Source organism: Bacillus sp. S2(2019), assembly GCF_005144805.1.
GTDB lineage: Bacteria > Bacillota > Bacilli > Bacillales > Bacillaceae > Bacillus > Bacillus altitudinis.
Map to the genome: position 1 here is coordinate 261,515 of NZ_SWFL01000001.1, position 24,018 is coordinate 285,532.

General features: G+C 42.2%; 19 protein-coding genes. All 19 read right to left on the minus strand.

From position 1 onward, the window contains the following. Positions 1 to 17: 17 nt before the first annotated feature. Positions 18 to 947 carry a tRNA pseudouridine(55) synthase TruB gene (gene truB, locus FBF75_RS01300; protein WP_008344736.1) on the minus strand — a complete coding sequence of 310 codons (930 nt, stop codon included), beginning with the start codon at positions 945 to 947 and terminating at the stop codon, positions 18 to 20. Between the two features lie 68 nt (positions 948 to 1,015). Further along, positions 1,016 to 1,366: a 30S ribosome-binding factor RbfA gene (gene rbfA, locus FBF75_RS01305; RefSeq protein WP_007499525.1), complete on the minus strand. Its 351-nt coding sequence runs from the start codon at positions 1,364 to 1,366 to the stop codon at positions 1,016 to 1,018. A 17-nt stretch (positions 1,367 to 1,383) separates the two neighbouring features. Beyond that, positions 1,384 to 1,662: a DUF503 domain-containing protein gene (locus FBF75_RS01310; RefSeq protein WP_017359071.1), complete on the minus strand. Its 279-nt coding sequence runs from the start codon at positions 1,660 to 1,662 to the stop codon at positions 1,384 to 1,386. Continuing rightward, a complete protein-coding gene (infB, locus tag FBF75_RS01315) occupies positions 1,659 to 3,779 on the minus strand; it encodes a translation initiation factor IF-2 (protein ID WP_007499526.1) in 2,121 nt (706 codons plus the stop codon). Before infB ends, FBF75_RS01310 begins: the two co-directional genes overlap by 4 nt. Before the next feature lie 19 nt (positions 3,780 to 3,798). Then, positions 3,799 to 4,101, minus strand: coding sequence for a YlxQ family RNA-binding protein (locus FBF75_RS01320; protein WP_007499528.1), 303 nt, complete (start codon positions 4,099 to 4,101; stop codon positions 3,799 to 3,801). Further along, positions 4,094 to 4,378: an RNase P modulator RnpM gene (gene rnpM / locus FBF75_RS01325; RefSeq protein ID WP_008344742.1), complete on the minus strand. Its 285-nt coding sequence runs from the start codon at positions 4,376 to 4,378 to the stop codon at positions 4,094 to 4,096. The genes FBF75_RS01320 and rnpM overlap by 8 nt, the downstream gene beginning before the upstream one ends. A 15-nt stretch (positions 4,379 to 4,393) precedes the next feature. Continuing rightward, positions 4,394 to 5,509 (minus strand): transcription termination factor NusA, encoded by a 1,116-nt coding sequence (gene nusA, locus FBF75_RS01330; RefSeq protein WP_007499530.1) that lies wholly within the window; start codon positions 5,507 to 5,509, stop codon positions 4,394 to 4,396. A gap of 32 nt (positions 5,510 to 5,541) precedes the next feature. Beyond that, a complete protein-coding gene (rimP, locus tag FBF75_RS01335; RefSeq protein WP_008344744.1) occupies positions 5,542 to 6,015 on the minus strand; it encodes a ribosome maturation factor RimP in 474 nt (157 codons plus the stop codon). A gap of 241 nt (positions 6,016 to 6,256) precedes the next feature. Continuing rightward, entirely contained in the window at positions 6,257 to 7,387 is a 1,131-nt protein-coding gene (locus FBF75_RS01345; protein ID WP_060832333.1) for a glycoside hydrolase 5 family protein, read from the minus strand. 20 nt (positions 7,388 to 7,407) lie between these two features. Next, a complete protein-coding gene (locus tag FBF75_RS01350; RefSeq protein ID WP_060832332.1) occupies positions 7,408 to 8,634 on the minus strand; it encodes an endo-1,4-beta-xylanase in 1,227 nt (408 codons plus the stop codon). Between the two features lie 79 nt (positions 8,635 to 8,713). Next, complete coding sequence (locus tag FBF75_RS01355) at positions 8,714 to 10,822, minus strand: glycoside hydrolase family 48 protein (protein ID WP_060832331.1); 2,109 nt, start codon at positions 10,820 to 10,822, stop codon at positions 8,714 to 8,716. Positions 10,823 to 10,839: 17 nt separating this feature from the next. Continuing rightward, on the minus strand, positions 10,840 to 12,690 hold the full coding sequence (locus FBF75_RS01360; protein ID WP_041090501.1) for a glycoside hydrolase family 9 protein: 1,851 nt from the start codon (positions 12,688 to 12,690) through the stop codon (positions 10,840 to 10,842). A 420-nt stretch (positions 12,691 to 13,110) separates the two neighbouring features. Then, entirely contained in the window at positions 13,111 to 17,424 is a 4,314-nt protein-coding gene (locus tag FBF75_RS01365; protein WP_017367257.1) for a PolC-type DNA polymerase III, read from the minus strand. Positions 17,425 to 17,499: 75 nt separating this feature from the next. Then, the gene (locus FBF75_RS01370; protein ID WP_136944383.1) at positions 17,500 to 19,197 is read right to left on the minus strand and encodes a proline--tRNA ligase; all 1,698 of its coding nucleotides are present in this window, start codon (positions 19,195 to 19,197) and stop codon (positions 17,500 to 17,502) included. Between the two features lie 80 nt (positions 19,198 to 19,277). Then, positions 19,278 to 20,543, minus strand: coding sequence for an RIP metalloprotease RseP (rseP, locus tag FBF75_RS01375; RefSeq protein ID WP_007499546.1), 1,266 nt, complete (start codon positions 20,541 to 20,543; stop codon positions 19,278 to 19,280). 6 nt (positions 20,544 to 20,549) lie between these two features. Continuing rightward, positions 20,550 to 21,701, minus strand: a complete 1,152-nt coding sequence (dxr, locus tag FBF75_RS01380) for a 1-deoxy-D-xylulose-5-phosphate reductoisomerase (protein ID WP_017359078.1) — start codon at positions 21,699 to 21,701, stop codon at positions 20,550 to 20,552. A 39-nt stretch (positions 21,702 to 21,740) separates the two neighbouring features. Beyond that, positions 21,741 to 22,535 carry a phosphatidate cytidylyltransferase gene (locus tag FBF75_RS01385; RefSeq protein ID WP_007499550.1) on the minus strand — a complete coding sequence of 265 codons (795 nt, stop codon included), beginning with the start codon at positions 22,533 to 22,535 and terminating at the stop codon, positions 21,741 to 21,743. Positions 22,536 to 22,547: 12 nt separating this feature from the next. Next, positions 22,548 to 23,330 carry an isoprenyl transferase gene (locus FBF75_RS01390; RefSeq protein WP_007499552.1) on the minus strand — a complete coding sequence of 261 codons (783 nt, stop codon included), beginning with the start codon at positions 23,328 to 23,330 and terminating at the stop codon, positions 22,548 to 22,550. Between the two features lie 129 nt (positions 23,331 to 23,459). Beyond that, the gene (gene frr / locus FBF75_RS01395; protein ID WP_008344764.1) at positions 23,460 to 24,017 is read right to left on the minus strand and encodes a ribosome recycling factor; all 558 of its coding nucleotides are present in this window, start codon (positions 24,015 to 24,017) and stop codon (positions 23,460 to 23,462) included. Position 24,018: the final 1 nt, after the last annotated feature.

A 24,018-nucleotide genomic window follows, 5' to 3' on the forward strand; every position in this document is an offset into this window, starting at 1 on the left:
AGATGGTCACCTTTTCTTTAAGATTGCTTGTCCTGTGATAAAATCTTCGCCGGCTTCATCAGGTTCTGTTTGGTCGGGTGCTTCATATAAATCGCCATACAACGGCCTGAAGGAGCAAAGACAGCGACACGATCTTCCTCTGCAAAATGAGCAAATTCATCAGGCATAGGTAGGACTGCACCGTTTTCCACTTTACTTGCTAATGTATCATTTATCTCCCATTTCGGCAAATGATTGAGCGCACGCTCGATCGGCACAAGATGTTCCTCAACCGTTCCTTTCTCGCTGATCTCCCGCAACTCATCAAGAGTGATACATTCATCTAACGTAAAGTCACCAGATCCTATGCGAATGAGGTGAGACATGTGGGCTGGAAACCCAAGTTTTTTTCCGATATCGACGGCTAACGTTCTCACATATGTGCCTTTTGAACACAGTACGGTGAATCTAAATGATACTTTACCATTTTCAAATGTGACAGGTGTTGTCCGCTCGATGCGATGAATGGTAATTTCACGGCTTGGACGTTCAATTTCAATGCCTTGCCTTGCATATTCATAGAGCTTTTTTCCGCCAATTTTCACAGCAGAAAACATCGGAGGGATCTGTTCAATGGTTCCCTCAAATTGTTTCAACGCAGCATCAATGTCATCTTCTGACATCGGTACCGGCACCTTTTTTTCTTCTACTACTTCACCTGTTTGGTCTTCTGTCGTTGTAGAAAATCCAATGGTGATTTCCGCATCATACGTTTTCGATTTATCTGTTAAGTACTCCACAATTTTTGTCGCTCGTCCAATACAAATAGGCAGAACACCTGAAACCTCTGGATCGAGTGTCCCTGTATGTCCCACTTTTTTTGTGTGTAAAATCTTTCTCACTTTAAACACACAGTCGTGAGAGGTCATGCCTCTTTCTTTATGTAATAAAAGAACACCGTTTTGCACCTGCGTTCTCTCCTTTCATAAACGATGAAAAAGGACAGACGATCATCGCCTATCCTTATTTCAACGTCTTATTCGTGATCTTTTGTGTTTAGTTCAGCAATCAGGCTTTCAATTCGGTTACCGTAGTCTACAGACTCATCGAATTCAAAGTGAAGCTCTGGTGTTTTGCGAAGTCTGATTCGATTGCCAATTTCAGAGCGGATATACCCTTTCGCCTTTGCAAGGCCTTTTAAGGTTTCCTCTCTTTTCTTCTCGTCGCCAAGAACAGAAATATAGACTTTAGCAATTTGCAAATCACCGGATACTTCAACATCCGTTACAGTCAAAAAGCCGATTCTTGGATCTTTTAGCTTTCTGCCAAGGATGTCGCCTAATTCTTTTTTCATTTGCTCACCCACACGGGTTGCTCTCATACTCATGATCTTATCACCTCTAGTTAAAACCACTCAGTTTTCGTGATCGTTCGTTCAATTTCAGGAAAAGAATCAATAAAGCTTAACACACGCTGAAGTTCCTTTTCCACTTGAACCCGGGAGGAGGAAATGACGGCGATTCCGATCGAAGTACGCTGCCATGTATCCTGATAGTCCATTTCAGCAATGGTCACATTGAATTTATGGCGCGTTCTTGTCATGATACGCTGCAGAACCGCACGTTTTTCCTTCAGTGAGGATGCATCATAGATCATACACTCACACTCGGTATAACCGATCATTTTCTTTCGATTTCTTGCATAACGAATGATTCCATGACATCACCTTCACGGATATCATTGTATTTCTTAATGGTAATACCACATTCATAGCCTTGTGAAACTTCTTTCACATCGTCTTTGAATCGTTTTAATACGTCGACTTCACCTTCAAAGATGACGACGCCATCACGAATTAAGCGGATACCACTGTCTCTAGTAATGGTACCTTCAGTGACATAGCCACCAGCAATTGTACCGATTTTTGATACTTTGAACGTTTGACGAACTTCAACTTGACCGATGACTTTTTCTTCATATTCAGGGTCAAGCATCCCTTTCATCGCAGCTTCAATTTCATCGATGACTTTGTAGATGATGCGGTGTAAGCGGATATCTACGTTTTCTGTTTCAGCTGTGCTCTTCGCATTGCCATCAGGACGTACGTTAAATCCGATCACAATCGCATTAGAAGCACTTGCTAAAATGATATCAGATTCTGTAATCGCTCCAACACCCGTATGGATGATTTTCACTTTGACGCCTTCTACTTCAATTTTTTGAAGAGCTGCCGTCAGTGCTTCAGCAGAACCTTGTACGTCTGCTTTTACGATTAAGTTGATATCTTTCACATCACCTTGTTTGATTTGCTCAAATAGGTCATCAAGAGATAATTTCGCTTTGTCTGAACGCTGTTCATCAAGTTGTTTAGACGCACGCGCCTCACCGACTTGACGAGCTGTTTTTTCATCTTTGAATACGAGGAACTGATCCCCTGCATGCGGTACATCATTTAAACCAGTGATTTCAACAGGTGTAGATGGTCCTGCTGTTTTCACGCGGCGTCCGATGTCATTGACCATTGCACGTACACGGCCAAATGTATTTCCGACAACGATTGGGTCACCTACTTGAAGTGTACCAGTTTGAACGAGAAGGGTTGCAACAGAACCTCTTCCTTTATCAAGCTCAGCCTCGATCACAGTTCCTTTTGCCGCACGATTTGGGTTGGCTTTTAGTTCTGCTACTTCGCTGACAAGAAGGATCATCTCGATCAATTCGTCAATGCCTTCACCTGTTTTTGCAGATAAAGGAACGAAAATGGTTTCGCCGCCCCAAGCCTCAGGTACAAGACCATGCTCAGTTAATTCCTGCATCACGCGGTCAGGGTTCGCTGTTGGTTTGTCAATTTTATTGACAGCCACAATGATTGGCACCTCTGCCGCTTTTGCGTGGTTGATCGCTTCAATCGTTTGCGGCATGACACCGTCATCTGCTGCAACGACCAAGATCGTCGTATCTGTTACTTCAGCACCGCGTGCTCGCATCGTGGTGAAAGCTGCGTGTCCTGGTGTATCAAGGAACGTGATTTTCTTACCGTTTTCTTCAATTTGGTATGCACCAATATGCTGCGTAATTCCACCCGCTTCGCCTTCAACAACTTTCGTTTTACGAATGCTGTCAAGAAGCGTTGTTTTCCCGTGGTCAACGTGTCCCATGATCGTTACGACTGGAGGGCGTACTTGCATATCTTCTTCTTTATCTTCAACTTCATACTTTTCAAGTTCAGTTTCTTCTAAAATGATGACTTCTTCTACTGGAACACCATATTCAGAAGCAATTAATTCGACTGTATCTTTGTCGAGCTCTTGGTTGATCGTAGCCATAACACCAAGCATCATCAGTTTTTTGATGATTTCAGCAGTTTCTTTGCCAAGCTCGTCAGCAAGCTGGCCGACTGTCATTGAATTTGTAAATTCAATTTTTTCAGGAAGCTCTTTTTTCGGCTTCACAGGTCTTGCTTGCTGATGCTGCGCCTTGTTGTTGCCGCCGCGTTTATTTTTGTTTTTGTTTTGGTTGTTGTTTTTTTTGTTTTTATTAAATTGATTATTCTGCACGTCATTCTTCTTTCTATCATTGTTTTTGTTAGATGATTGTTTTTTTTGTTCTGCGGGTTTCTCGTTAGCTGTCTCTTTTGCTTTGGCTTTTTTATAGATAGCGTCTAGCTTTTTCACAGTGTCGTCTTCAAGCGTCGCCATGTGGTTGTTCACTTCCACGTTCATATCCTTAAGCGCTGCTATAATATCTTTACTTGAAACATCTATGGCTTTTGCGTATTCATATACTCTCACTTTAGCCATTCGTTCACCCCCAAATAAATTAATCGAGCAAGCTTATGAGCTTCTTAGCGAAGCCTTGGTCAGTGACAGCGACAACTACGCGAGCTTCCTTCCCTATAGAACGTCCGAGAACGGAACGGTCTTCAACTTTTCTAACCGGAACATTGTAAAATTTGCATTTGTCAGATACCTTTTTCTCTGTGTTGGATGAGGCATCTGCTGCAAGAAGAACCAGCTTAGCACGCGCATGTCTAATTTCTTTGATCACCAGATCTTCTCCTGACACGACTTTACGAGCTCGATTTGCTAGACCAAGCAAAGGATACCATTCAGATTCAGTCATTAGGTTTTTTCACCTTTTCAGCTAGTTCTAGTAATTCTTCAAAAATGTGTTCGTCAATCTGTGTCTGAAATTGCTGCTGTAAACTACGTTTGTTCTTCGCCGCAAGAATGGTTTCTTTATCGAGAGAAAGGTAAGCGCCGCGCCCGTTCATTTTTCCGGTTGCGTCAACAGACACTTCACCTTCTTTTGAACGAACAACGCGAATCAGTTCTTTCTTTGGTTTCATTTCTCCCGTCACGACGCATTTTCTAAGCGGGATTTTTTTTCGGCTTTTCACCTTTTATATCACCTCTTATTCGTCAGATTCCTCAGCTACTGGTTCAGCCTCTAAGAAAAGAGATTCAGAGTCTTCAGTTCTTGGGAAAATACCGAGTTCTCTTGCATCTGTTTCGCTTTTAATGTCAATCTTCCAGCTCGTTAATTTCGCTGCAAGACGCGCATTTTGACCTCTTTTACCAATGGCTAATGACAGCTGATAATCAGGGACAATGACAGTTGTCGCCTTATCTTCTTCATTTACAATGACATCAAGAACTTTTGATGGACTTAACGCATTGGCAACAAATTCAACCGGGTCATTCGACCAATGAACAATGTCAATTTTTTCGCCTTTCAGCTCATTGACAATTGCTTGTACACGCTGACCTTTAGGTCCAACACAAGAACCAACTGGATCAACATCAGGATCATCTGTACGAACAGATATTTTAGAACGGTCCCCTGCTTCTCTAGCGACAGATTTAAGCTCTACAGTACCATCATAAATTTCTGGCACTTCGATTTCAAATAAACGCTTTAAAAGACCTGGGTGTGTTCTTGATACATAAATTTGTGGTCCTTTTGTTGTTTTTTCTACTTTCGTAATGAACACTTTAATGCGGTCATGTGGTTTGTAGTCCTCATTTGGCATTTGTTCGTTGACCGGAAGAAGGGCTTCGATTTTGCCAAGTGACACGTAAATGAATTTACTGTCAATTCGCTGAACGATTCCCGTCATGATGTCTTCCTCACGATCGATAAACTCAGTGTAAATCACACCTCGCTCTGCTTCTCTCACTCGCTGCGTCACGACTTGTTTCGCTGTCTGAGCTGCAATGCGTCCGAAATCTTTTGGTGTGACTTCAATTTCAACCACGTCACCAACCATGTAATTCGGGTTGATATTTGCTGCATCATCTACAGAGATTTCAAGGCGAGAATCATACACTTCATCTACAACATCTTTTCTTGCGAATACGCGAATCGTTCCCGTTTCACGGTTTAAATCAACACGCACATTTTGTGCTTGATTAAAATTACGCTTGTATGCAGAAATGAGTGCAGCTTCTATCGCTTCAATAATAATTTCTTTACTAATGCCCTTCTCTTTCTCAAGAACAGTCAGGGCATCTAACAACTCACTACTCATTTTTATGGTTCCCCCTTATATCAATGAAAAGGTTAATTGAACGAAACTGCTAATCTTGCGTTAGCAATTTTTTCGTATGGAATATTGATCTCTTTCTTTCTTGTCTTGATCTTCACTGTCACTGTTGCAATCTCACCATCAAAGCTTGTAAGCTCACCTTCAAATGCCTTTTCACCATCAATTGGTTCGTATGTTTTCATGAAAACATTTTTTCCAAGTGCTTTTTCAAAATCAGCTTTTTTCTTTAATGGGCGCTCCGCTCCAGGAGAGGACACTTCAAGAAAGTAGTTTTGGCTAATTGGATCTGCCTCATCAAGCTTTTCGCTCAAGGCTTCGCTCACTTTGGCACACTCCTCGATATCGACGCCTTTGTCAGAGTCAATAAATACGCGAAGGAACCAGTTTTGACCCTCTTTGACAAATTCAACATCAACGAGTTCAAGCTGTAAGCCATCTAAAATTGGCTGCACCATGTCGCTTACGATATCCACTACTTTTTTGCTCATTCTCTTCCTCCTTGTGCTTTCGATAAACGCTCTTATCAATCATTCTGCATAAAAACCCTGCTTTATTGTGAGCAGGGGGAGCAGAAAACGGATGAATAATGTCGAGACAAAAATTGCCTGTTCAATACAAAAGAGCGGGTTTCCCCACTCTTGTCTCGGTAATCGTTAGCATTTCCATAAAAACTATACCATATCCAATTTTTTTATGCAAATGAAGTTCCTTATAAACAGGCATTCTTCATCAGTTCTTTTCATTCATTCTTTTGGCGTGTTCACGAATGATTTCTGCCTCCCGGCTCTCCTTTAAAACTCGAAAACCGTCATAATCCGGGTAGAGGGAATCATCGTCTTGAATGCTTGTTAAAATCCAAAATTGGCTACCTGCGCCTCCGAGCTGTTCAATTGTCTTCAGCCAGCTATCATATACATCAGGACGGGCTGTTTGATTTTGATAGCCAAACTCTTCTAATACAACAGGTTTTCCGATTGCGTTTCCTCGGGTGATATGATCTTTGATCCATTTCACTCCCCATGCAGCAGACTGATTCCAGTGATCCGGGTATAAATGATAGGTTCCATAATCAATATGAGGGAGAGCAGTCAAACGATCCCAATCAACACCTTCTCCTCCACTGTAAAACCAATCATCATGACCTGTCATGCGAAAGAACCCTTCGTCTCCTACTGCAACAAGGTGATTCGAGTCAATTGATTTGATCCATGCACTCATTTCATCTGCCCAGTTTACTAGTATATCTCCCGAAGGGTCTGACTGAGCGCGCGGCTCATTGGCGAGCTCCCATGTTATAATAGCAGGATCATCTTTATATTGAACACCTGAGTACGTATTGGTTCTCTCTAATACATAGCGCACATAGTTTTTGTAAGCTGTTTTAATCCGAGGATCTGTATAAAAGTGATCATGTGATCCTGCCTGAAACCACTTCACATATTGATTCATCCCGCCAAAGTCATCCCAATTGTTCACGAGCGGGATGACCAGCTTGATTCCTTCCTGCCCTGCTTTATGAATCGCATAGTCTAGTTTTTGAAAACCGGATTCTTCATAAACACCTGGACGAGATTGTAAGACTGAATTTTCTTGAGGGGTGCCATCGTGAAATCCCCAAATACGAATAACCTTTAAATCCATTGCCTTCATATCGTCAAAAACAGCATCTACCATCTTTTTTGATTTGTAATGGAAATAATAATTATTTGTGCCAGCAAAGTAAAATGGGTGGTTGTTCAATACAAAATGTGTACCAGATGTTTGCACATAGGAGGAGGCCTTTACGGTCAGAGTGAACCAACCCGCCCATAAAGTGATCAGCAGCATAAAACAAGCCACCCGTTGAACCCATTTTTTCATTCCATTCTCCTCACAATCTCTTATTCTACTGGTACGATGATATCTAGTTGAAGAGGTGTATGTTTGGTTGAGTCAAGTTCAATCGTCTGCTGCTGCAACATTTTACTTTCTTCACCAATTCGAACCTCATACGTCCCGTGAAACGCTGAACATGTCACTTGGCCATTCGCATCTGTTTTTTCCACTCTTTGTGTCGTCCACTCCTGTAGAAGCTTTTCATAACGCCTGCCTGCTTCATTTAACGACCAATCATGATTCACGATGGCTGCGTGCTCACCTCTCCAATGAGCACCCGCCCAAAATCCCCACATCAGCACACCTTTTACGGCTGGATGACTAAAGGCAATCCGATATAAAGCTTCTAAGTTATCCGCTCGTCTATTGGCATCCGGATGAACAGAGTCATACTCTGTCACCCATATCGGTAGACCAAGCTCAGCAAGCACATCTAGTCTTTGTTTTACAACGACTGGATCCACTCGATCTTCAAAGTGACCTTGAACTCCAATGGCCTCAACTGGTGCCCCCAACTGACGAAGTTCATTGATATGTGCTTTATATGCGTGATGTTCGCCGTATGAGATTACATTATAATCATTGACAAACAGCAAGGCTTGAGGATCAATTTTTTTCGTTTCTTCATACATCCATTTCCAAATCTGTTTCCCAAACCGGTCTTTAAAAAATGAACCATGCATCATTTCGTTGTTTACATCCCAATGACGGAATTTCCCTTTGAAATGATTGCCTGCATGCTCAAGCCGCCTTTTCATAGCTTCATATACTTCATGATTCGGTAATGATTTCAGCCAGTTTGGATTGGCATCCTCTACCTCCCAAAATAAGGCGTGCCCCCTCACTGGAATTTGGTGTCTATTGGCAAAATTCAGCATGGCATCTGCTTTTTCGTAGGTTATTTTCCCTCGTTCAGGCTCATTTGCATACCATTTTGCCTCATTTTCAAACACAGCCCAATTAAAATGTTGAACAAAAAAATCAGCATACCTTTGATTGAATAGTACTTGGTCATTCATTGCTGAACCAAATGCAAATTCATGTCTGATTTGTTTTATTTCCACCTCTACTCCGGCAACTGGCTTTTTTTCCTTATTGATGACGTTTATGACAAGCTCTCTTTGTCTATGTTGTAAGATTCGATCATTTGCTTCTTTTCTCCAGCTTTGATTTTCTTGTTCCTGTGATCCGTCATTCGATGAATGATTCATAAATTCTTTCTTTTTAACCATAATGACATCACCTTTGCTTTCACTTCATTTATCTTATGAGAAGACCGCCGACTAAAAAAGCCGGCAGCTGTACTACGTTCTATTCGTTTATGAGACGATGGTATTCTGCATAAGCTGTAGCCATATCAACTTGCGACCAGAAACGGTGATAGGTGAAACTTGGCGCTCCGTTTTCCCATTTGCCTGTTGCTTCATTAAAAGATGATTGATATTTACTCTCCAGGGCTGACCAAGCTGGTTCTTGCTTGATTTTCGGACGAAGATCTGCAAAGCTCGTATACACTCCGTTACCTCCTCGCTGCGGGTCAGAAGGAATGGTGCTGGAACCAGGGATCTGATTTCCTTGACCAAATGTTCCGTTCCAGCCATTTGGGAAGTACACTTCTTTTTTAAAGAAACGGTGGTAGTCTTCTCTGTCTTCCTCTGTCACAATCCCTACACCATCATTGTAATTCCAAGCAACCTCAAGGAGCTGTGCCGCTGTCTCTTTTGCTCTTATGCCAAGTGCTGTATAGTTTCCTGTCTCTTTCTGTGTTGCAGCAGCAAAGAATGTGAGCGCTTTGATGAGACTGCCCAGTACACCAGTATCTTGAGTAGGATCTTTTGTAACTGCCGTTAAATTGGGATTACCTGTTGCAGATTGGAATCCGCTCCAAGTGTCAGGTTGACCGCTCCACTCTATATTCCCAGGAATCCAAAACTCTCCAGGTGCACTCGTCGTAGCAACAGCAACATTTGCCCCCCCTAGAATTCTTTGACCCTGACCATCTAAAAAATATCCATCTTGATCCGACACTGGACGAGTGCCAATAAAAATATAATCTAGTGAATAGTTGACCCATTTTGTGATGACAGATTTGGCCATTTGGAAATTTTCAGATGTTTTGTCGCCATCTTTTGCAAAGATATAATAAAGCTCTGCTACACGCTCAATCGGCCATGCTTGCATTCCAAACCAATTATTGGACGGAGGATCATGGTAAACAGGCGCATCTTCATAAGCCATATCATAAAATGTGCTTCTTCCTGCTGGATAAGCGCTATAGTCTCCATTCCAGCTGTTGGTAGCACCTCCTGCAATCGCTCCCTCTTTTGATTGAAGCCAGACGTAAAATTCAAGCTGTCTCTTTAACGTCTTTTCCCAATCACTTGCACCAGTTGGTGACGATGGCTTTAAGCCTCCCTTATCTGAGGATAAAGCGTAGGCAGCGACTGGGTTTTGATACCCTTGATGACAATGGCTCGCTCCGATACGCCATGACCAATTCGCATATTCTCCAAGTCCCCCGCCCCAAGAGGTGTACCACGCCATTAAGTGATGACATGCACTTTTTCCATTTCCAGGATACGGATTACCTTGCTTGCCGCTTCCAATTGTTTGAAAATATTTATCGTACATTCCGTAACGAAGGAAATCACCCATCTTTTTCGCTTTATCAAGATAGACTGACCCATTATAGCCAAGTTCCTTTGCCCAATACATCGCCTGTATTGCACGCGCATCAGCATCCGTCGCATTTGTGTAGCGCCACTGGGCGGCGGGCGCTTGATTTTCTTTTGTGAACAAGCTCATGAAACCTTCATTGGGCTTTCCGGCCGTTTTATCATCTTGTGATGGATGAGGGATGGCCTCCCATACGGATTCTTGCGGACCCCGCTGGAATGTGTTTACATATGCGGCTGTATGTGATGGGTTGAGCAAATTCCCATATTCATACCAGTTGTCTACATCAAGTAGCCAGTGCATTAAATACGTTTCATTCGTTCCGTAAGTTGACCTCAGTTCATGATCAATCGGATCTTGACCAGCAGGGCGAGCACCCGTCAACTGGCTCGGATATTGATCTGGATATGGTTTCTCTGAAGCGTATGTGGCTGGGCTAGATGGATTGTAAGAACTCATATGCGGCTGTTCGTCATGTCCATCTTCGTTTACTGGAATGATAAACTTCTCCATATTATCCCAAGCCGCTTCTAGTTTGCTCCAATCGCCTGTGTAGTGACCATACAATGCTTCAAGCCATAACCAATAGCTGTAAGCTTCTGAAGTGGTCATATGCCCGTAATCAGGTGCCTCACAAATGAGTGTCTCAACGGAATGATACGGAATGCCTTCTTTTGAAAAATATCCATTCGCATCGTTTTTCATTTGATGATAAAGCGCTAAAAACCGTTCTTTATTTGTCATGTCCTCACCCTTTATATTTATTTATTCGGAAGCGTACCAAATGCTAAAATACCTTGATCAAAAACAGGAATTCTCGCTGTTTTCTGCATATTGGATGTTAATCCTTGAAAGGAATAATCATTTGAGGCATCCCATATATTCGAACCATTTGGCGCAGATAACCGGAACTGTATTTCTTTCTTATGAAGCGATTCGCCTCCTGGAAAAATAGCTACGCCAGTAAAATCGATTTCTGTAAAATAGATATGGGATGATGCGTCATACACCGTTAACGGAGATAAGGAAGCGCCTTCATTGTAGACAGCTGTCACTTGAATATCTTTATCAGTGAATCCCTTCGCAAATATCTCGCTTAGATTGACATAATATCTAAAAGAAAGTGATTGACTACTTCTTGCCGGCCAGCCTGATCGATTGTATAGAATGGCTTTGATCTGAGTAGATGTTGTATCGTTACTCATGACAGCTGCCTCTACAAAAAACTCATCTTCCACTTTTTCTTTAGGCGGAAAATTCGGCAGCTTTGACTGCCCCTGACCAAACAGCTGCACCATTTTGGCTACATTTCCAGTAAAGGCGGCATTATAGTCTGTTGCTACCTCGTTGGATACATAGTCAGAGATGTCATCGGTATACTGATCCTGTGCATTAGGCCCCCCAACAAGCGCTCCATAAAGCGTGTGCCGATGAGAAGAAGGAGTTGTCAGCTGATTAGACCATGAGCCATGTGCAGTTCGATGGTGTGGATGCATTGGCGGATTTTTGCCAAACCCAACGACATAGCTTCTATTTTGCGGATTATCCCCTAACATATAGTGTGTTTGCCTGATCGCAAACGTTTGGTATCGATTCTTTTTTTCTTGATCAGAGACCCAATCTGCGTACACAAACGCTAAAAATGCAGCATTTGCTGTATAACGAAGTGAACCCCATTGATCTAACCACGCTAGTCCGCCAGGCGTATAAGTGATTCTTTCTACTTTTCCATTTTGAACAAAACCCGTCGACCAGTAATCGAGGTTACGCTCTGTCGATTCGATAAACCTTTTCTCCTTTGTGATTCTCGCAAGTAAAATTTGCGAAGCAAAAAAGGTATTGTCCCACGACATCGTAAACGTATAGTCCCAATCCTTCGGCCATTCTTCTACTGCTTTTAGTGCTTTGTTTAAATAGGTCTGGTCATTTGTCGCCAAGTACAGCCATATTCCACCCCAAATGAGCTCATCAATATAGCCGCTCCAGGAATTATAAAACGGCTGAGCATTGGTGACACAATCTGTATACTCACCGCGATATTGGTCAGCAAATGCATAAAGCTGCTTTGCATGGGTGAGAAGCTTTGCTGCATAAGGCGCGTCTGTTTCTTTAAAAATAATTGAACCTGCTGCTAAAGCGGCTGCGGTTTGGGCGGCTACTTCTGTTCCTGGACAATGTTCATCAATTTTAAATGCCGGCCGGTTCATCGGCATCACTTCTGCTGGACCCCACCAGCCATGATCCGCGTTCCCATCGCCTACTTGTGCCCAAAATTCATTTGGACCTGTATGGGCTTTCAAAAAATAATCGGTTGCCCACTTGATTTGATCTAACATATCATCAAGCAGCTCTGCCTCTTCGTAAGCTTCTCGGTACTCATAGACTGTCCATGCAAGCACGGCTGCAGAGTAAGCCATCGGAAGCCCGAACTTCACATGATCACCAGCATCGTACCAGCCGCCTGTTAAATCATGACCAACATCTTTCCCATCCTCTAGTCCAGAATCCCCTCGCCAGTTAAGACGATTGCTTTCAGGAAGCTTTCCGGAACGCTGGGCTTCGTAAAACAAAATGGATTTTTGAAGCACCTCTACATAGTTGTAATCTGACATGTACCTACTTCTCACCCCTTCTTTTTTCTTAAACGTGAAACATTGAACAAAAAATGACCACCTCCTTGTCATTCCGTACGTGTTTTGTACAGTGTTGAAAAGAATCAAGCGTGTTTCAAAAATGTGCATAGTAAACAGCCATCAGCTTGACGCTCACCGAGGGTTTTCTCCTGATTCTTCATGTGACTGTACCCAAAATGATCATATGTCGTATGAGAACATTTCAGACGGCTAAATTCTCTTTTTTGCTCTATTTGGGTAGAAAGAATGACATACAATCTCTTCTCTCAAAACACGACGTTAAATCAAGATATATGAACCAACAAGAAAATAATTCCAGTTAAAATATTTTAGTTTACATAATAATTTTATTGTATATATAAAAAGAACGCCCTTTAAGGGCGCTCTTCATTTTTCACATTAGAACAAAGAAAGCTGGTTTTGATCAGGAAGTGCTTCTAAGCAGCCTTGACGATCCAAATACTCAAGGATGGTCTTAGACACTTTTCCTCGTTTTTGTAAATCTTCTTTTGAAAGGAATTCACCATCTTGGCGTGCGCGTACAATATTTAACGCAACGTTTGTTCCGAGTCCAGGGATGGAGTTGAATGGCGGGATTAGCCCGTCTCCATCAATGATAAACTCAGTGGCACTTGATCGGTATAGGTCTACTTTTTTAAAGTGATAGCCTCTTTCACACATTTCAAGTGCAAGCTCTAGTACAGTTAATAGGTTCTTCTCTTTCGGTGATGCATCAAGACCTTTTGAGTTAATATCGTCCATGACCGCTCGAATCGCATTCGATCCTTTTGTCATCGTTTCGATATCAAAATCATCAGCACGAACGGTAAAATAAGCCGCATAGTACAGAAGTGCATGGTGCACCTTGAAATAAGCAATTCGAACGGCCATTAATACATAAGCAGCCGCGTGGGCTTTAGGGAACATGTATTTAATCTTTTTACAAGAATCAATGTACCAGTTCGGTACGTTATTATTCTTCATTTCTTCTTCCCATTCAGGAGGAAGTCCCTTCCCTTTACGAACAGATTCCATGATTTTAAAGGCAAGTGACGGCTCTAAACCTTGATAAATCAGATAGACCATAATATCATCACGACAGCCAATCACTTCGCTTAGTTCACACGTTTTATTATGAATCAGCTCTTGGGCGTTGCCGAGCCATACATCTGTACCGTGAGATAGACCAGAGATCTGAACAAGTTCCGAGAAGGTGGTCGGTTTTGTATCCTCAAGCATCTGACGAACAAACCTTGTGCCAAACTCTGGGATCCCAAGTGTTCCCGTTTTACATCCAATTTGTTCTTCTGTGACACCGAGAGGTTCCGTTCCTTGGAAGATTTTCATGACCTCAGGATCATCTGTCGGAATCGTTTTTGGATCAATTCCGCTCAAGTCCTGAAGCATCCGAATGACCGTTGGATCATCGTGTCCAAGAATATCTAGTTTCAGCAAGTTATCATGGATTGAATGGAAATCAAAATGTGTCGTTTTCCAATCAGAACCTGTCGCATCTGCTGGATATTGAATTGGTGAGAAATCGTAAATGTCCATATAATCCGGCACGACGATAATACCGCCTGGATGTTGGCCCGTTGTCCGTTTGACCCCCGTACAGCCCTGTACAAGCCGGTCAATTTCAGCACCTCTCATATGAAGGTTATGATCTCCTGCGTAGCCTTTTACATAACCATATGCCGTTTTTTCTGCAACGGTACCGATTGTACCTGCGCGGTATACATACTCTTCACCAAACAGCTCTTTCGTATAGTTATGGGCAATCGGCTGATATTCTCCTGAGAAGTTTAAGTCGATATCGGGCACTTTATCTCCTTTAAAACCTAAGAACGTTTCAAACGGAATATCGTGTCCGTCTTTTTTATACGGCGTCCCGCATTCAGGACAGTCTTTATCAGGAAGGTCAAATCCTGAGCCAACCGATCCATCATTAAAGAACTCGGAGTGCTTGCAACTTGGACATACATAGTGCGGCGCAAGCGGGTTCACTTCTGTAATCTCTGTTAATGTCGCAACGAGAGATGAACCAACTGACCCCCTTGAACCAACTAGATATCCATCATCAAGTGATTTCTTAACAAGCTTATGAGAAATTAAATAAATAACAGCGAAACCGTGACCAATAATACTCTTTAATTCTTTCTCAATCCGGTCTTCTACAATTTTCGGTAAATCGTCACCGTAGATGCTGCGAGCCATGTTATAGCTCATTTCCCGAATTTCTTCATCTGCACCTTCGATTTTTGGTGTATAAAGATCGTCTTTGATTGGTTTAATACTTTCGACCATCTCAGATACTTTTTGCGTATTCGTCACGACAATCTCTTTCGCCTTTTCGTCTCCAAGGAAAGAGAAGGCTTCTAGCATTTCATCAGTTGTTCTAAAATGAACTTTTGGCAGTTCATGACGATTAAGCGGATTCGCCCCGCCTTGTGATGAAATTAAGATTTTGCGATAAATTTTGTCTTCTGGATGCAGGTAGTGCACATTTCCAGTCGCCACGACTGGTTTATTCAGTTTTTCACCAAGTTTTACAATGTTTGTGATGATCTCTTTTAATGCACGTTCATCCCGAACAAGCTCCAGCTGGAGTAAATGCTGATACACTTCTGGCGGATGAACTTCTAAATAGTCGTAAAATGCGGCAATGTCTTCTACCTCATCAGGTGACTTCTGCATCATCCCTTCAAACACTTCACCCTTATCACAAGCAGACCCAACAATTAAACCTTCTCGATATTTCTCAAGCTGTGAGCGAGGGATACGCGGCACGCGGTAGAAATAATGAATATGAGAAAGTGAAACAAGCTTAAATAAATTCTTTAGACCCGTCTCATTTTGTGCAATCACGGTTGCATGGTAAGGACGTGAGCGCTGATACGCATTGGACTGCCCCATGTTTTCATTTAATTGATCGTGGTAAGCAATCTCTTTTTCAGCCGCATCTTTTAGCATCTTCAGCATGAGGTAACCAGTTGCTTCTGCATCATAAATCGCCCGGTGATGCTGCGTGAGTTCAATATCGAACTTTTTACACAGCGTGTTCAGCCGGTGATTTTTAAATTCTGGATAAAGGAATCGGCCGAGTTCTAGTGTATCGATGACAGGGTTTGACGCTTTATCTGTTTTTAACAGTCGCTTATATGCTGCATTTAAAAAGCCCATATCAAAGCTCGCATTGTGAGCAACAAGGATATCTTGTCCAATCCACTCTTTGAAATCCCGAACCACATCGACCACATCTGGTGCATCTCTCACCATGTCGTCCGTGATACCGGTTAGTTCAATGGTTGTTGCTGATAACGGATGATGAGGATTTGCAAATGCCTCAAAGCGGTCAATGATTTCCCCGCCTTTGATTTTCACGGCTGCAAGCTCAATGATCGTATCATACACAGCAGAGAGTCCTGTTGTCTCAACATCAAATACGACAAACGTCGCATCTTCTAACAAGCGGTGCTCTGGATTATACGCAATCGGTACCCCGTCGTCGACTAAATTGATTTCCACCCCGTACATCATTTTGATGCCATGCTTTTTACTTGCTGCATACGCATCTGGAAAGGATTGTACAACGGCGTGATCTGTCAGGGCAATGGCCTCATGCCCCCATTTTTTTGCTTGTTCAACAAGTTTACCGATGCCAGTGACAGCATCCATCTGGCTCATTGGCGAATGCAAATGAAGCTCAACACGCTTTTCTCCCTCTGGTGCAGTATCTTCTTTCAGCTGAGGTTTCATTTCATTGACGTCATTTGCGATCATGACAAGATCTCTCACAAACGTATCGTTTTGAATGCTGCCTCTTGCTTTGACCCACATCCCTTTTTTCAAGGATTTCATGAGCTGGGCATCTTCTTTTTCTCTCGCAAACATTTTGATCAAAATACTATTCGTATAATCGGTAATTTTAAAGATACAAAGGGTTCTGCCGCTTTTTAGTTCGCGCGTTTCTGCATCAAACACGTACCCTTGGACGGTGATTCGTCTTTCTTCGTCCATAATACTATCAAGCGTACGTATTTCTTCATTGTCTTTGATTTGATAGCCAATCATCAGAGGGCCAGAAGGAGCTTCCTCTTGATCCTCACTTTCCTTCTTCTCCATCTCAACAAGGGCTTGCATGGCTCTTTCTTGATCTTCAGCAAGTTTTTGTTCTCTGAACTTCTGAATCTCTTGATCTGATACAAAAATTTCTGTATCAAATTGAAGTTCTGGAAAACCAACTTGTTTAAATGCAGCCTGAAGCATTGGGCTATATTTCTTCTTGATGGCTAGAGCCTCAGTTTCGCTTTTTGTTTTGATGATGATCTTATGTCCAGACAGGGCTGGTTTTTGCTGTTGAAGCAAGCTGATGATTGGGGGAGAAATCCCTTGAAGCTCTTCCACACAATGGGACCAATACGATTGAACGAGCTCTTCAGATATGTGCGGATCATTGACTTCAATCGTACAAGTAACTTGTGCAATATGAGAAAATGCATTTGTCAGCCTGCTTAAAAACATTGCATATACTTGGTAAGGCAAAAGCGCCTTAAATTTAAAATGGAAATGCCACGTTTTTGCCGCCTTATGCACCGTCAATTTGACGATCTCGCCTTCTTCAAAGTAACGACTGAGGTCATCATCTGTCATTTGAATCTGATTGAGTAATATATGAAATTGCCGCCGGGTAATCGGTAATTGTTCATCCAAGACAGGACCCTCCTTTTGCAAATCAGAAAGGTACCTCTTTTTTGCAGGAGGTACCTTCATTTTTTTGTTCGTTTTTTATGCTTGGCGTATAAATGAAATCAGTTCATCAACAGATACTTCGTGTGATTCACCTGATTTTCTAAATTTCACTTCGACAATACCTTCTTCTGAACGTTTCCCGCAGCTAATGCGAATTGGCAGTCCAATTAAGTCACTGTCGGCAAATTTGACGCCTGCACGCTCTTGGCGGTCATCGAAAAGGACTTCATAGCCCTCTTCCTGTAAACGCTCATACAGCGTTTCAGCCAGTTCCTTTTGTGCATCGTTTTTCATATTTAAGGCAAGTAGATGAAGATCATATGGCGCAACTGTTTCTGGCCAAATAATCCCCTTGTCATCATGATGCTGTTCAACAATCGCAGAAAGGGTTCTAGAAATTCCGATGCCATAGCAGCCCATGATCATTGGCTGCGCACGTCCATTTTCATCGAGGTATGTTGCATCCATTGCCTCTGAATAACGTGTGCCTAGCTTAAAGACTTGTCCTACTTCAATTCCTTTTGCGAACTGGATTGTGCCTTCACCATCTGGAGAAACGTCTCCTTCTTGAATCAAGCGAAGATCTGTATATTCCTTCACTGACAGATCACGAGCAGGATTAACATTGACATAGTGATAATCCGATTCATTTGCACCTGAAACTGCATTTGTCATTCCTTTGACAGCGTGGTCTGCATAAATCGTTACTTCCGCTTCAAGCTTCACTGGTCCAACAAATCCTGGTTCTGTTCCGATCACGTCTAGTACTTCCTCACGTGAAGCAAGCTCTACAAGCTGTGCTCCAACTAAGTTTTTCACTTTCACATCATTTACTTCATGATCGCCTCTTGTCAGGACAAGTACATACGCATCGTCCGCTTTAAACAAGACAGATTTGATACATGTAGAAGGAGCCACTTCTAAGAATGCCGCAACATCTTGTATCGTCTTCACCTGCGGCGTGTGTACTTTCTTGAGTTCTTTGAAGTCCGCAGGGTTTGCTTCTTCTCCGTGATACACAGCCTCAGCCATTTCAATGTTCGCAGCGTAGGAAGATGTGTCAGAGTATGCGATTGTATCTTCTCCTACTTCTGAAAGTGCCATAAACTCATGTGTATCTTTTCCTCCCATTGCCCCAGAATCGGCAATGACGGGTCTAAAGTTAAGACCTACTTTTGAAAAGACATTCGAGTAAGCTGTAAACATCTTGTTGTATGTGTCATCAAGGCTCTCTGGTGAAGAGTGGAATGAATAGGCGTCCTTCATAATAAATTCACGTCCGCGCAATAACCCAAAGCGAGGTCTTTGTTCATCACGGAATTTAGATTGGATTTGATACAGTGTCAAAGGAAGCTTTTTATACGATTTGACTTCACTGCGTACGAGTGATGTGATCACTTCTTCGTGTGTTGGGCCAAGTGCAAACTCGCGGCCGTGGCGATCTTTCATACGCATGAGTTCTGGACCGTATGTATACCATCTTCCTGACTCTTGCCACATTTCTGCTTGCTGCAGCACTGGCATTAACAGCTCAGCTGCTCCCGCCTTTTCCATTTCCTTGCGAACAATGGCTTGAATGTGCTGAATCACTTTATGTGCTAGCGGCAAATAATGATAGATACCGCTCGTGTTTTGTCTAATAAATCCAGCTCTTACTAATAGCTGATGACTTTTTGCCTCAGCATCTGCCGGCACCTCTCGAAGAGTTGGAATGAAAGTCAGGGATTGTCTCATGTCGTTACACCTCATTTAAGAAATAGGACTTCTCACAAAAACTCTTGTTTCCCATAATGAGAAACAAGAGACAATGGTTTTTATAAAAATAATCGCTGGATGTCATTCCATGTCACTACTAGCATTAATAGCATGAGGAACGCAACACCAATGAAGACAACAAGTGCCTCTTTCTCACGATTAATTGGTTTGCCGCGAATGGCTTCAACGAATAGGAAAAGTAATCTTCCTCCGTCTAATGCAGGAATCGGTAATAAATTCACGATCCCTAAGTTGATACTAAGAAACGCAGCAAACTGCATTAATGTTAACACACCTTGTTTCGCTACTTCTCCTGTCATGTCATATATTCCAACAGGACCTGCAAGCATATCTAATGAAAATTGTCCTGTGACAATCTTTTGCAAGTTCGTTAAGATGAGACCTGCTGTAGATATCACTGTAGTGCCTGAGGATGAAATGACTTTGAGAAAGCCATTTTCCGTTGGCGGATAAGAACCAAAACGGCCAATGGTTTTTCCTTCGGCCTTCACAGCTTCCGGTACAACTTGAATGGTGCTTTCTTTGCCATCTCGATCAATGACGACATTCATTTTTTTATCTGGGTTCTTTTGAACCGTTTGAACAACGTCTGTCCAAGAATTCATTTTATCCCCGTTAATTGAAACGATATGATCTCCCTGCATAAGCCCAGCTTGCGCTGCCCGGCCGTCTTTTGTCAGCTTACCAAGTACAGGATCATCCACGGTTACACCTTGAATAAATCCTAAAGCCACAAGAATCACATATGCCAAGATAAAGTTCATAATCGGTCCAGCTGCAATGGCTTTAATGCGCTGCCATACTGTTTTTGAACCAAACTGACGGTTGTATGGTGCAATTTGAATTTCTTCACCATCTGCAATATAGAAGCTTGTTTGGCTTACATTGTAGCCAGTAAGGATGTCTTCATTTCCAGCCTCATATCCTGAAATTCTCATCGCATGATCTAAATCAATTTGTTCAACTTCAATGACAAGTGCATCAGGATATTTCTCTTTATCATTTAAAATGATTTTTTCTACTTCATTTTGCTCATTGAATAAGAGCCCCACTGTATGACCCGGTTTAATTTCAATGACTTCAGGGTCTTCTCCAGCCATTTTAACAAATCCGCCGATTGGCAGAAGTCTGATGGTATAGACGGTTTCTTTTCGTTTAAAGGAAAAAATCTTCGGTCCAAAACCAATTGCGAACTCGCGGCATAAAATGCCTGCGCGCTGCGCCATAATTAAATGGCCAAGCTCGTGGAAAAAAACGAGCGTTCCAAAAATAATAATAAACGCAATCACTGTATTCACGAACATACCACCTTATGCGAGGATTGATTGAACAAAGTCTCGTGTATCTTTGTCCACTTCATGGATATCTTGCAAACTAGGCGTTGAAATCACATGATGTCTGTTCAGTGCCTTTTCAATCAATTCTTCAATTTGCAGGAACGTTACTTTGCCTTTTAGAAATGCATCAACAGCTATTTCATTGGCTGCATTAAGCACAGTAGGCATTGTCCCTCCTATTTTACCTGATTCATAAGCAAAATGTAAGCAGCGATACCTGTCAAAATCCGCTTTTTGGAAATTTAATTGTCCAATCTCCCAAAGGTTTAATGATTTCGCTTCTTTTAATGGCGCTCTATCAGGATAAGTGAGCGCGTATTGAATCGGAACCCTCATGTCAGGTGTACCTAACTGAGCCATGACACTTTTGTCATGGAATTCCACCATGGAATGGATGATGCTCTCTTTATGTAACAGCACATCAATTTGATCGTATGGGATATCAAACAGCCAATGCGCCTCAATCACCTCAAGTCCCTTATTCATCATGGTCGCTGAATCGATCGTGATTTTTGCGCCCATGGACCAGTTCGGATGATTCAGCGCTTCTTCAACCGTTACACCTTCAAGCTCCGTGCGTTTTTTATCTCGGAAACTGCCGCCTGAAGCTGTGACAATTAAGCGTTCAATGTTTTTAGCTTGTTCACCTTGCAGGGATTGAAAAATAGCGGAGTGTTCACTATCGACAGGAAGTAAAGGCACGTCATACTTTTTGGCGTACTCTTTTACTATATGACCAGCTGTCACAAGTGTTTCCTTATTTGCAAGTGCGATCGTCTTTTTTTGTTCAATGGCTTTTAATGTCGGCACAAGTCCGACACTTCCTACCAGTGCATTGACCACAACATCCACTGCATCATAGGTCGCTGCTTCGATGTTCGCTTCATCACCCGCAGCCATTTTGACATCGTATTGAAATGAATGACCTTTTAACGTGCGATAGGTCGCTTCGTCTACACATCCAACAAATTCAGGCTGAAATTGTTCAATGATAGGGATGGCCTTGTCTATATTTCTGCCAAACGTCATCGCTTTCAACTTGAATTTGTCTGGATGCTGCCTGATCACATCTAATGTTTGTTCTCCAATTGATCCTGTTGCGCCTAATAGCGAAATATATTTCAAATTGCCACTCCTTCTCTCGTTCAATTAGTTTCTATGAGGTTAGCTAGCAAATGTGGCCAGCAATAAATATAAAAACGGCAGAACGAATAAAAAGCTGTCAAACCTGTCCAAAATTCCGCCATGACCCGGGAGTATTGTCCCTGAATCCTTCACATGGTAATGACGCTTTAAAGCAGATTCCACAAGGTCGCCAAGCTGTCCAAAAATACTGAGCAAAAGAGTAATAAACATAACAAGCAGATATGATGGCAAAAATCCTGTAACCGCCTGGAACACAAGTGACAGCACGACCGCTGTGACGATTCCGCCGATAAATCCTTCTACTGTTTTGTTTGGGCTGATCTCTGGCCAAAGCTTTCGTTTCCCCATAGATTTCCCAATAAAATAGGCACCTGAGTCAGTGGACCAAATAATCACCGCTGCGAAGAAGATCGCACTCATGCCATACAAGCCTCTAATTTGAATAAAATAATAGAAACTAACGCCAATATATAATGTGGCTAATATAACAAAAGCAACCTCATCGAATGTGAAAGAGTTTTTACTCAGAACTGTATAAGTTAAAAGGATTAAGACTGCAAATAAAGCAATCTGCATTTTTGATGCGTCTACGTTTGGGAAGAAGCTATTTTCTCCGCCCATTAAAAGCCAAAGCAATATTAAGCTGACAATGCCAGGAAAGCTGAAAATCGAAATCTTTTTCATTCTAAGAAGCTCAAAGAGAGCGACACTTCCCATTAAATAAATCAGCAGGGTAAATGGCATTTGTCCATAAATCACTGCAAGTAAAAACACTGCAGCTGCCAGAACACCCGTCAAAATTCTTTGTTTCATCTGCACCACCCTCTAAATTCCACCGAACCTCCGGCCGCGGCGCTGGTACTCTCCGATAGCGCCTATGAGATGCTCATCAGAAAAGTCAGGCCAAAGCACATCCGTAAAGACAAACTCGCTGTATGCAATTTGCCAAAGCATAAAGTTGCTTAATCTAATTTCTCCACTCGTACGAATAAGCAAATCCGGATCTTGAAGAGATTCTGTCATTAAATAAGCTGAAAACATCTCTTCTGTGATGTCTTCTGCTCGAAGCTTGCCTTCTTTGACTTTTTCAGAAATTTGTCTGCATGCAGAAATAATTTCTGTCCGTCCTCCATAATTGAGCGCAAAATTTAAAATGAGTCCGTCATTATTCGCCGTACTCTTCACTGCGTTCTCTACCGCTTTTTTCGTATGCTGCGGGAGGCCGTCTGGATCACCTGTTAAACGTACACGGACATTTTCTTCGATGAGTTCAGGCAGATAGATGTTTAGAAACTCTTCAGGAAGCTTCATTAAAAAGTCTACTTCTAGTTTTGGACGTTTCCAATTTTCTGTAGAGAAAGCATACAAAGTCAGCACTTTGACATTCAGCTCATTTGCAAGCTTGGTCATGCGCTTGACAACTTTCATACCTTCATGATGTCCTGCTACCCGTGGAAGCGCACGTTTCTTCGCCCATCTTCCATTCCCATCCATGATAATGGCGATATGTTCAGGAATTTCTCCATTTAATATGTCTTCTTTTGTCAGGCTTTCTAAGTTGGAAGCTGCTGTTTGCTGATTCTTCCAATTTTTGAGTATATTGAGCATGAGATTCCTCCATCACCCAAAAAGGTTGCGTTCCCGCTAATAATATAGTCCTCAACAGTATTAACAAAAAAACCCCCTGTAAACATGAAGAGGGTCTTTTCACTATTATCTATTGTACATAGTTTTTTCTTAAACTTCCATGATTTCTTTTTCTTTATCTTTTGTCACTTCATCAATTTTAGCGACATATTCATCTGTCAATTTTTGAACATCCTCTGTAGATGATCTTAATTCATCTTCAGTGATCTCCCCATTTTTCTCTAGCTTTTTCAATTCATCGTTTGCATCACGACGAACGTTACGAACAGCTACTTTTGCTTCTTCTGAGTATTTTCTCACAACTTTTACAAGTTCTTTACGTCTTTCTTCTGTTAGTGCTGGGATCGCAATACGGATCACGTTTCCGTCACTTGTTGGTGTGATACCAAGATCAGACTTTTGGATCGCCTTTTCGATATCACCGATCGCTGTTTTATCGTAAGGTGTGATAATCAGCATACGTGCTTCTGGCACTGTAATTGACGCAATTTGGTTTAGTGGTGTTTGCGCACCATAGTAATCCACTGTTACTTTGTCTAAAAGGGAAGCATTAGCTCTGCCCGCACGGACAGTTGCTAGTTCACGTCCGTATGCTTGAACGGCTTTTTCCATTTTTTCTTTTGTTTGGTTCAACACTTCTTTTGACACG

Coding starts and splice junctions, on each gene's coding strand:
- rbfA (WP_007499525.1), bottom strand. CDS start 1,366: ATGAGTATGAGAGCAACCCGTGTGGGTGAGCAAATGAAAAAAGAATTA.
- nusA (WP_007499530.1), bottom strand. CDS start 5,509: ATGAGTAGTGAGTTGTTAGATGCCCTGACTGTTCTTGAGAAAGAGAAG.
- FBF75_RS01355 (WP_060832331.1), bottom strand. CDS start 10,822: ATGACAAATAAAGAACGGTTTTTAGCGCTTTATCATCAAATGAAAAAC.
- FBF75_RS01345 (WP_060832333.1), bottom strand. CDS start 7,387: ATGAAAAAATGGGTTCAACGGGTGGCTTGTTTTATGCTGCTGATCACT.
- FBF75_RS01370 (WP_136944383.1), bottom strand. CDS start 19,197: ATGAGACAATCCCTGACTTTCATTCCAACTCTTCGAGAGGTGCCGGCA.
- FBF75_RS01385 (WP_007499550.1), bottom strand. CDS start 22,535: ATGAAACAAAGAATTTTGACGGGTGTTCTGGCAGCTGCAGTGTTTTTA.
- rseP (WP_007499546.1), bottom strand. CDS start 20,543: ATGTTCGTGAATACAGTGATTGCGTTTATTATTATTTTTGGAACGCTC.
- rimP (WP_008344744.1), bottom strand. CDS start 6,015: ATGAGCAAAAAAGTAGTGGATATCGTAAGCGACATGGTGCAGCCAATT.
- FBF75_RS01360 (WP_041090501.1), bottom strand. CDS start 12,690: ATGTCAGATTACAACTATGTAGAGGTGCTTCAAAAATCCATTTTGTTT.
- FBF75_RS01350 (WP_060832332.1), bottom strand. CDS start 8,634: ATGGTTAAAAAGAAAGAATTTATGAATCATTCATCGAATGACGGATCA.
- FBF75_RS01310 (WP_017359071.1), bottom strand. CDS start 1,662: ATGATCGGTTATACCGAGTGTGAGTGTATGATCTATGATGCATCCTCA.
- FBF75_RS01320 (WP_007499528.1), bottom strand. CDS start 4,101: ATGACTGAATCTGAATGGTATCCTTTGCTTGGTCTAGCAAATCGAGCT.
- infB (WP_007499526.1), bottom strand. CDS start 3,779: ATGGCTAAAGTGAGAGTATATGAATACGCAAAAGCCATAGATGTTTCA.
- FBF75_RS01390 (WP_007499552.1), bottom strand. CDS start 23,330: ATGCTCAATATACTCAAAAATTGGAAGAATCAGCAAACAGCAGCTTCC.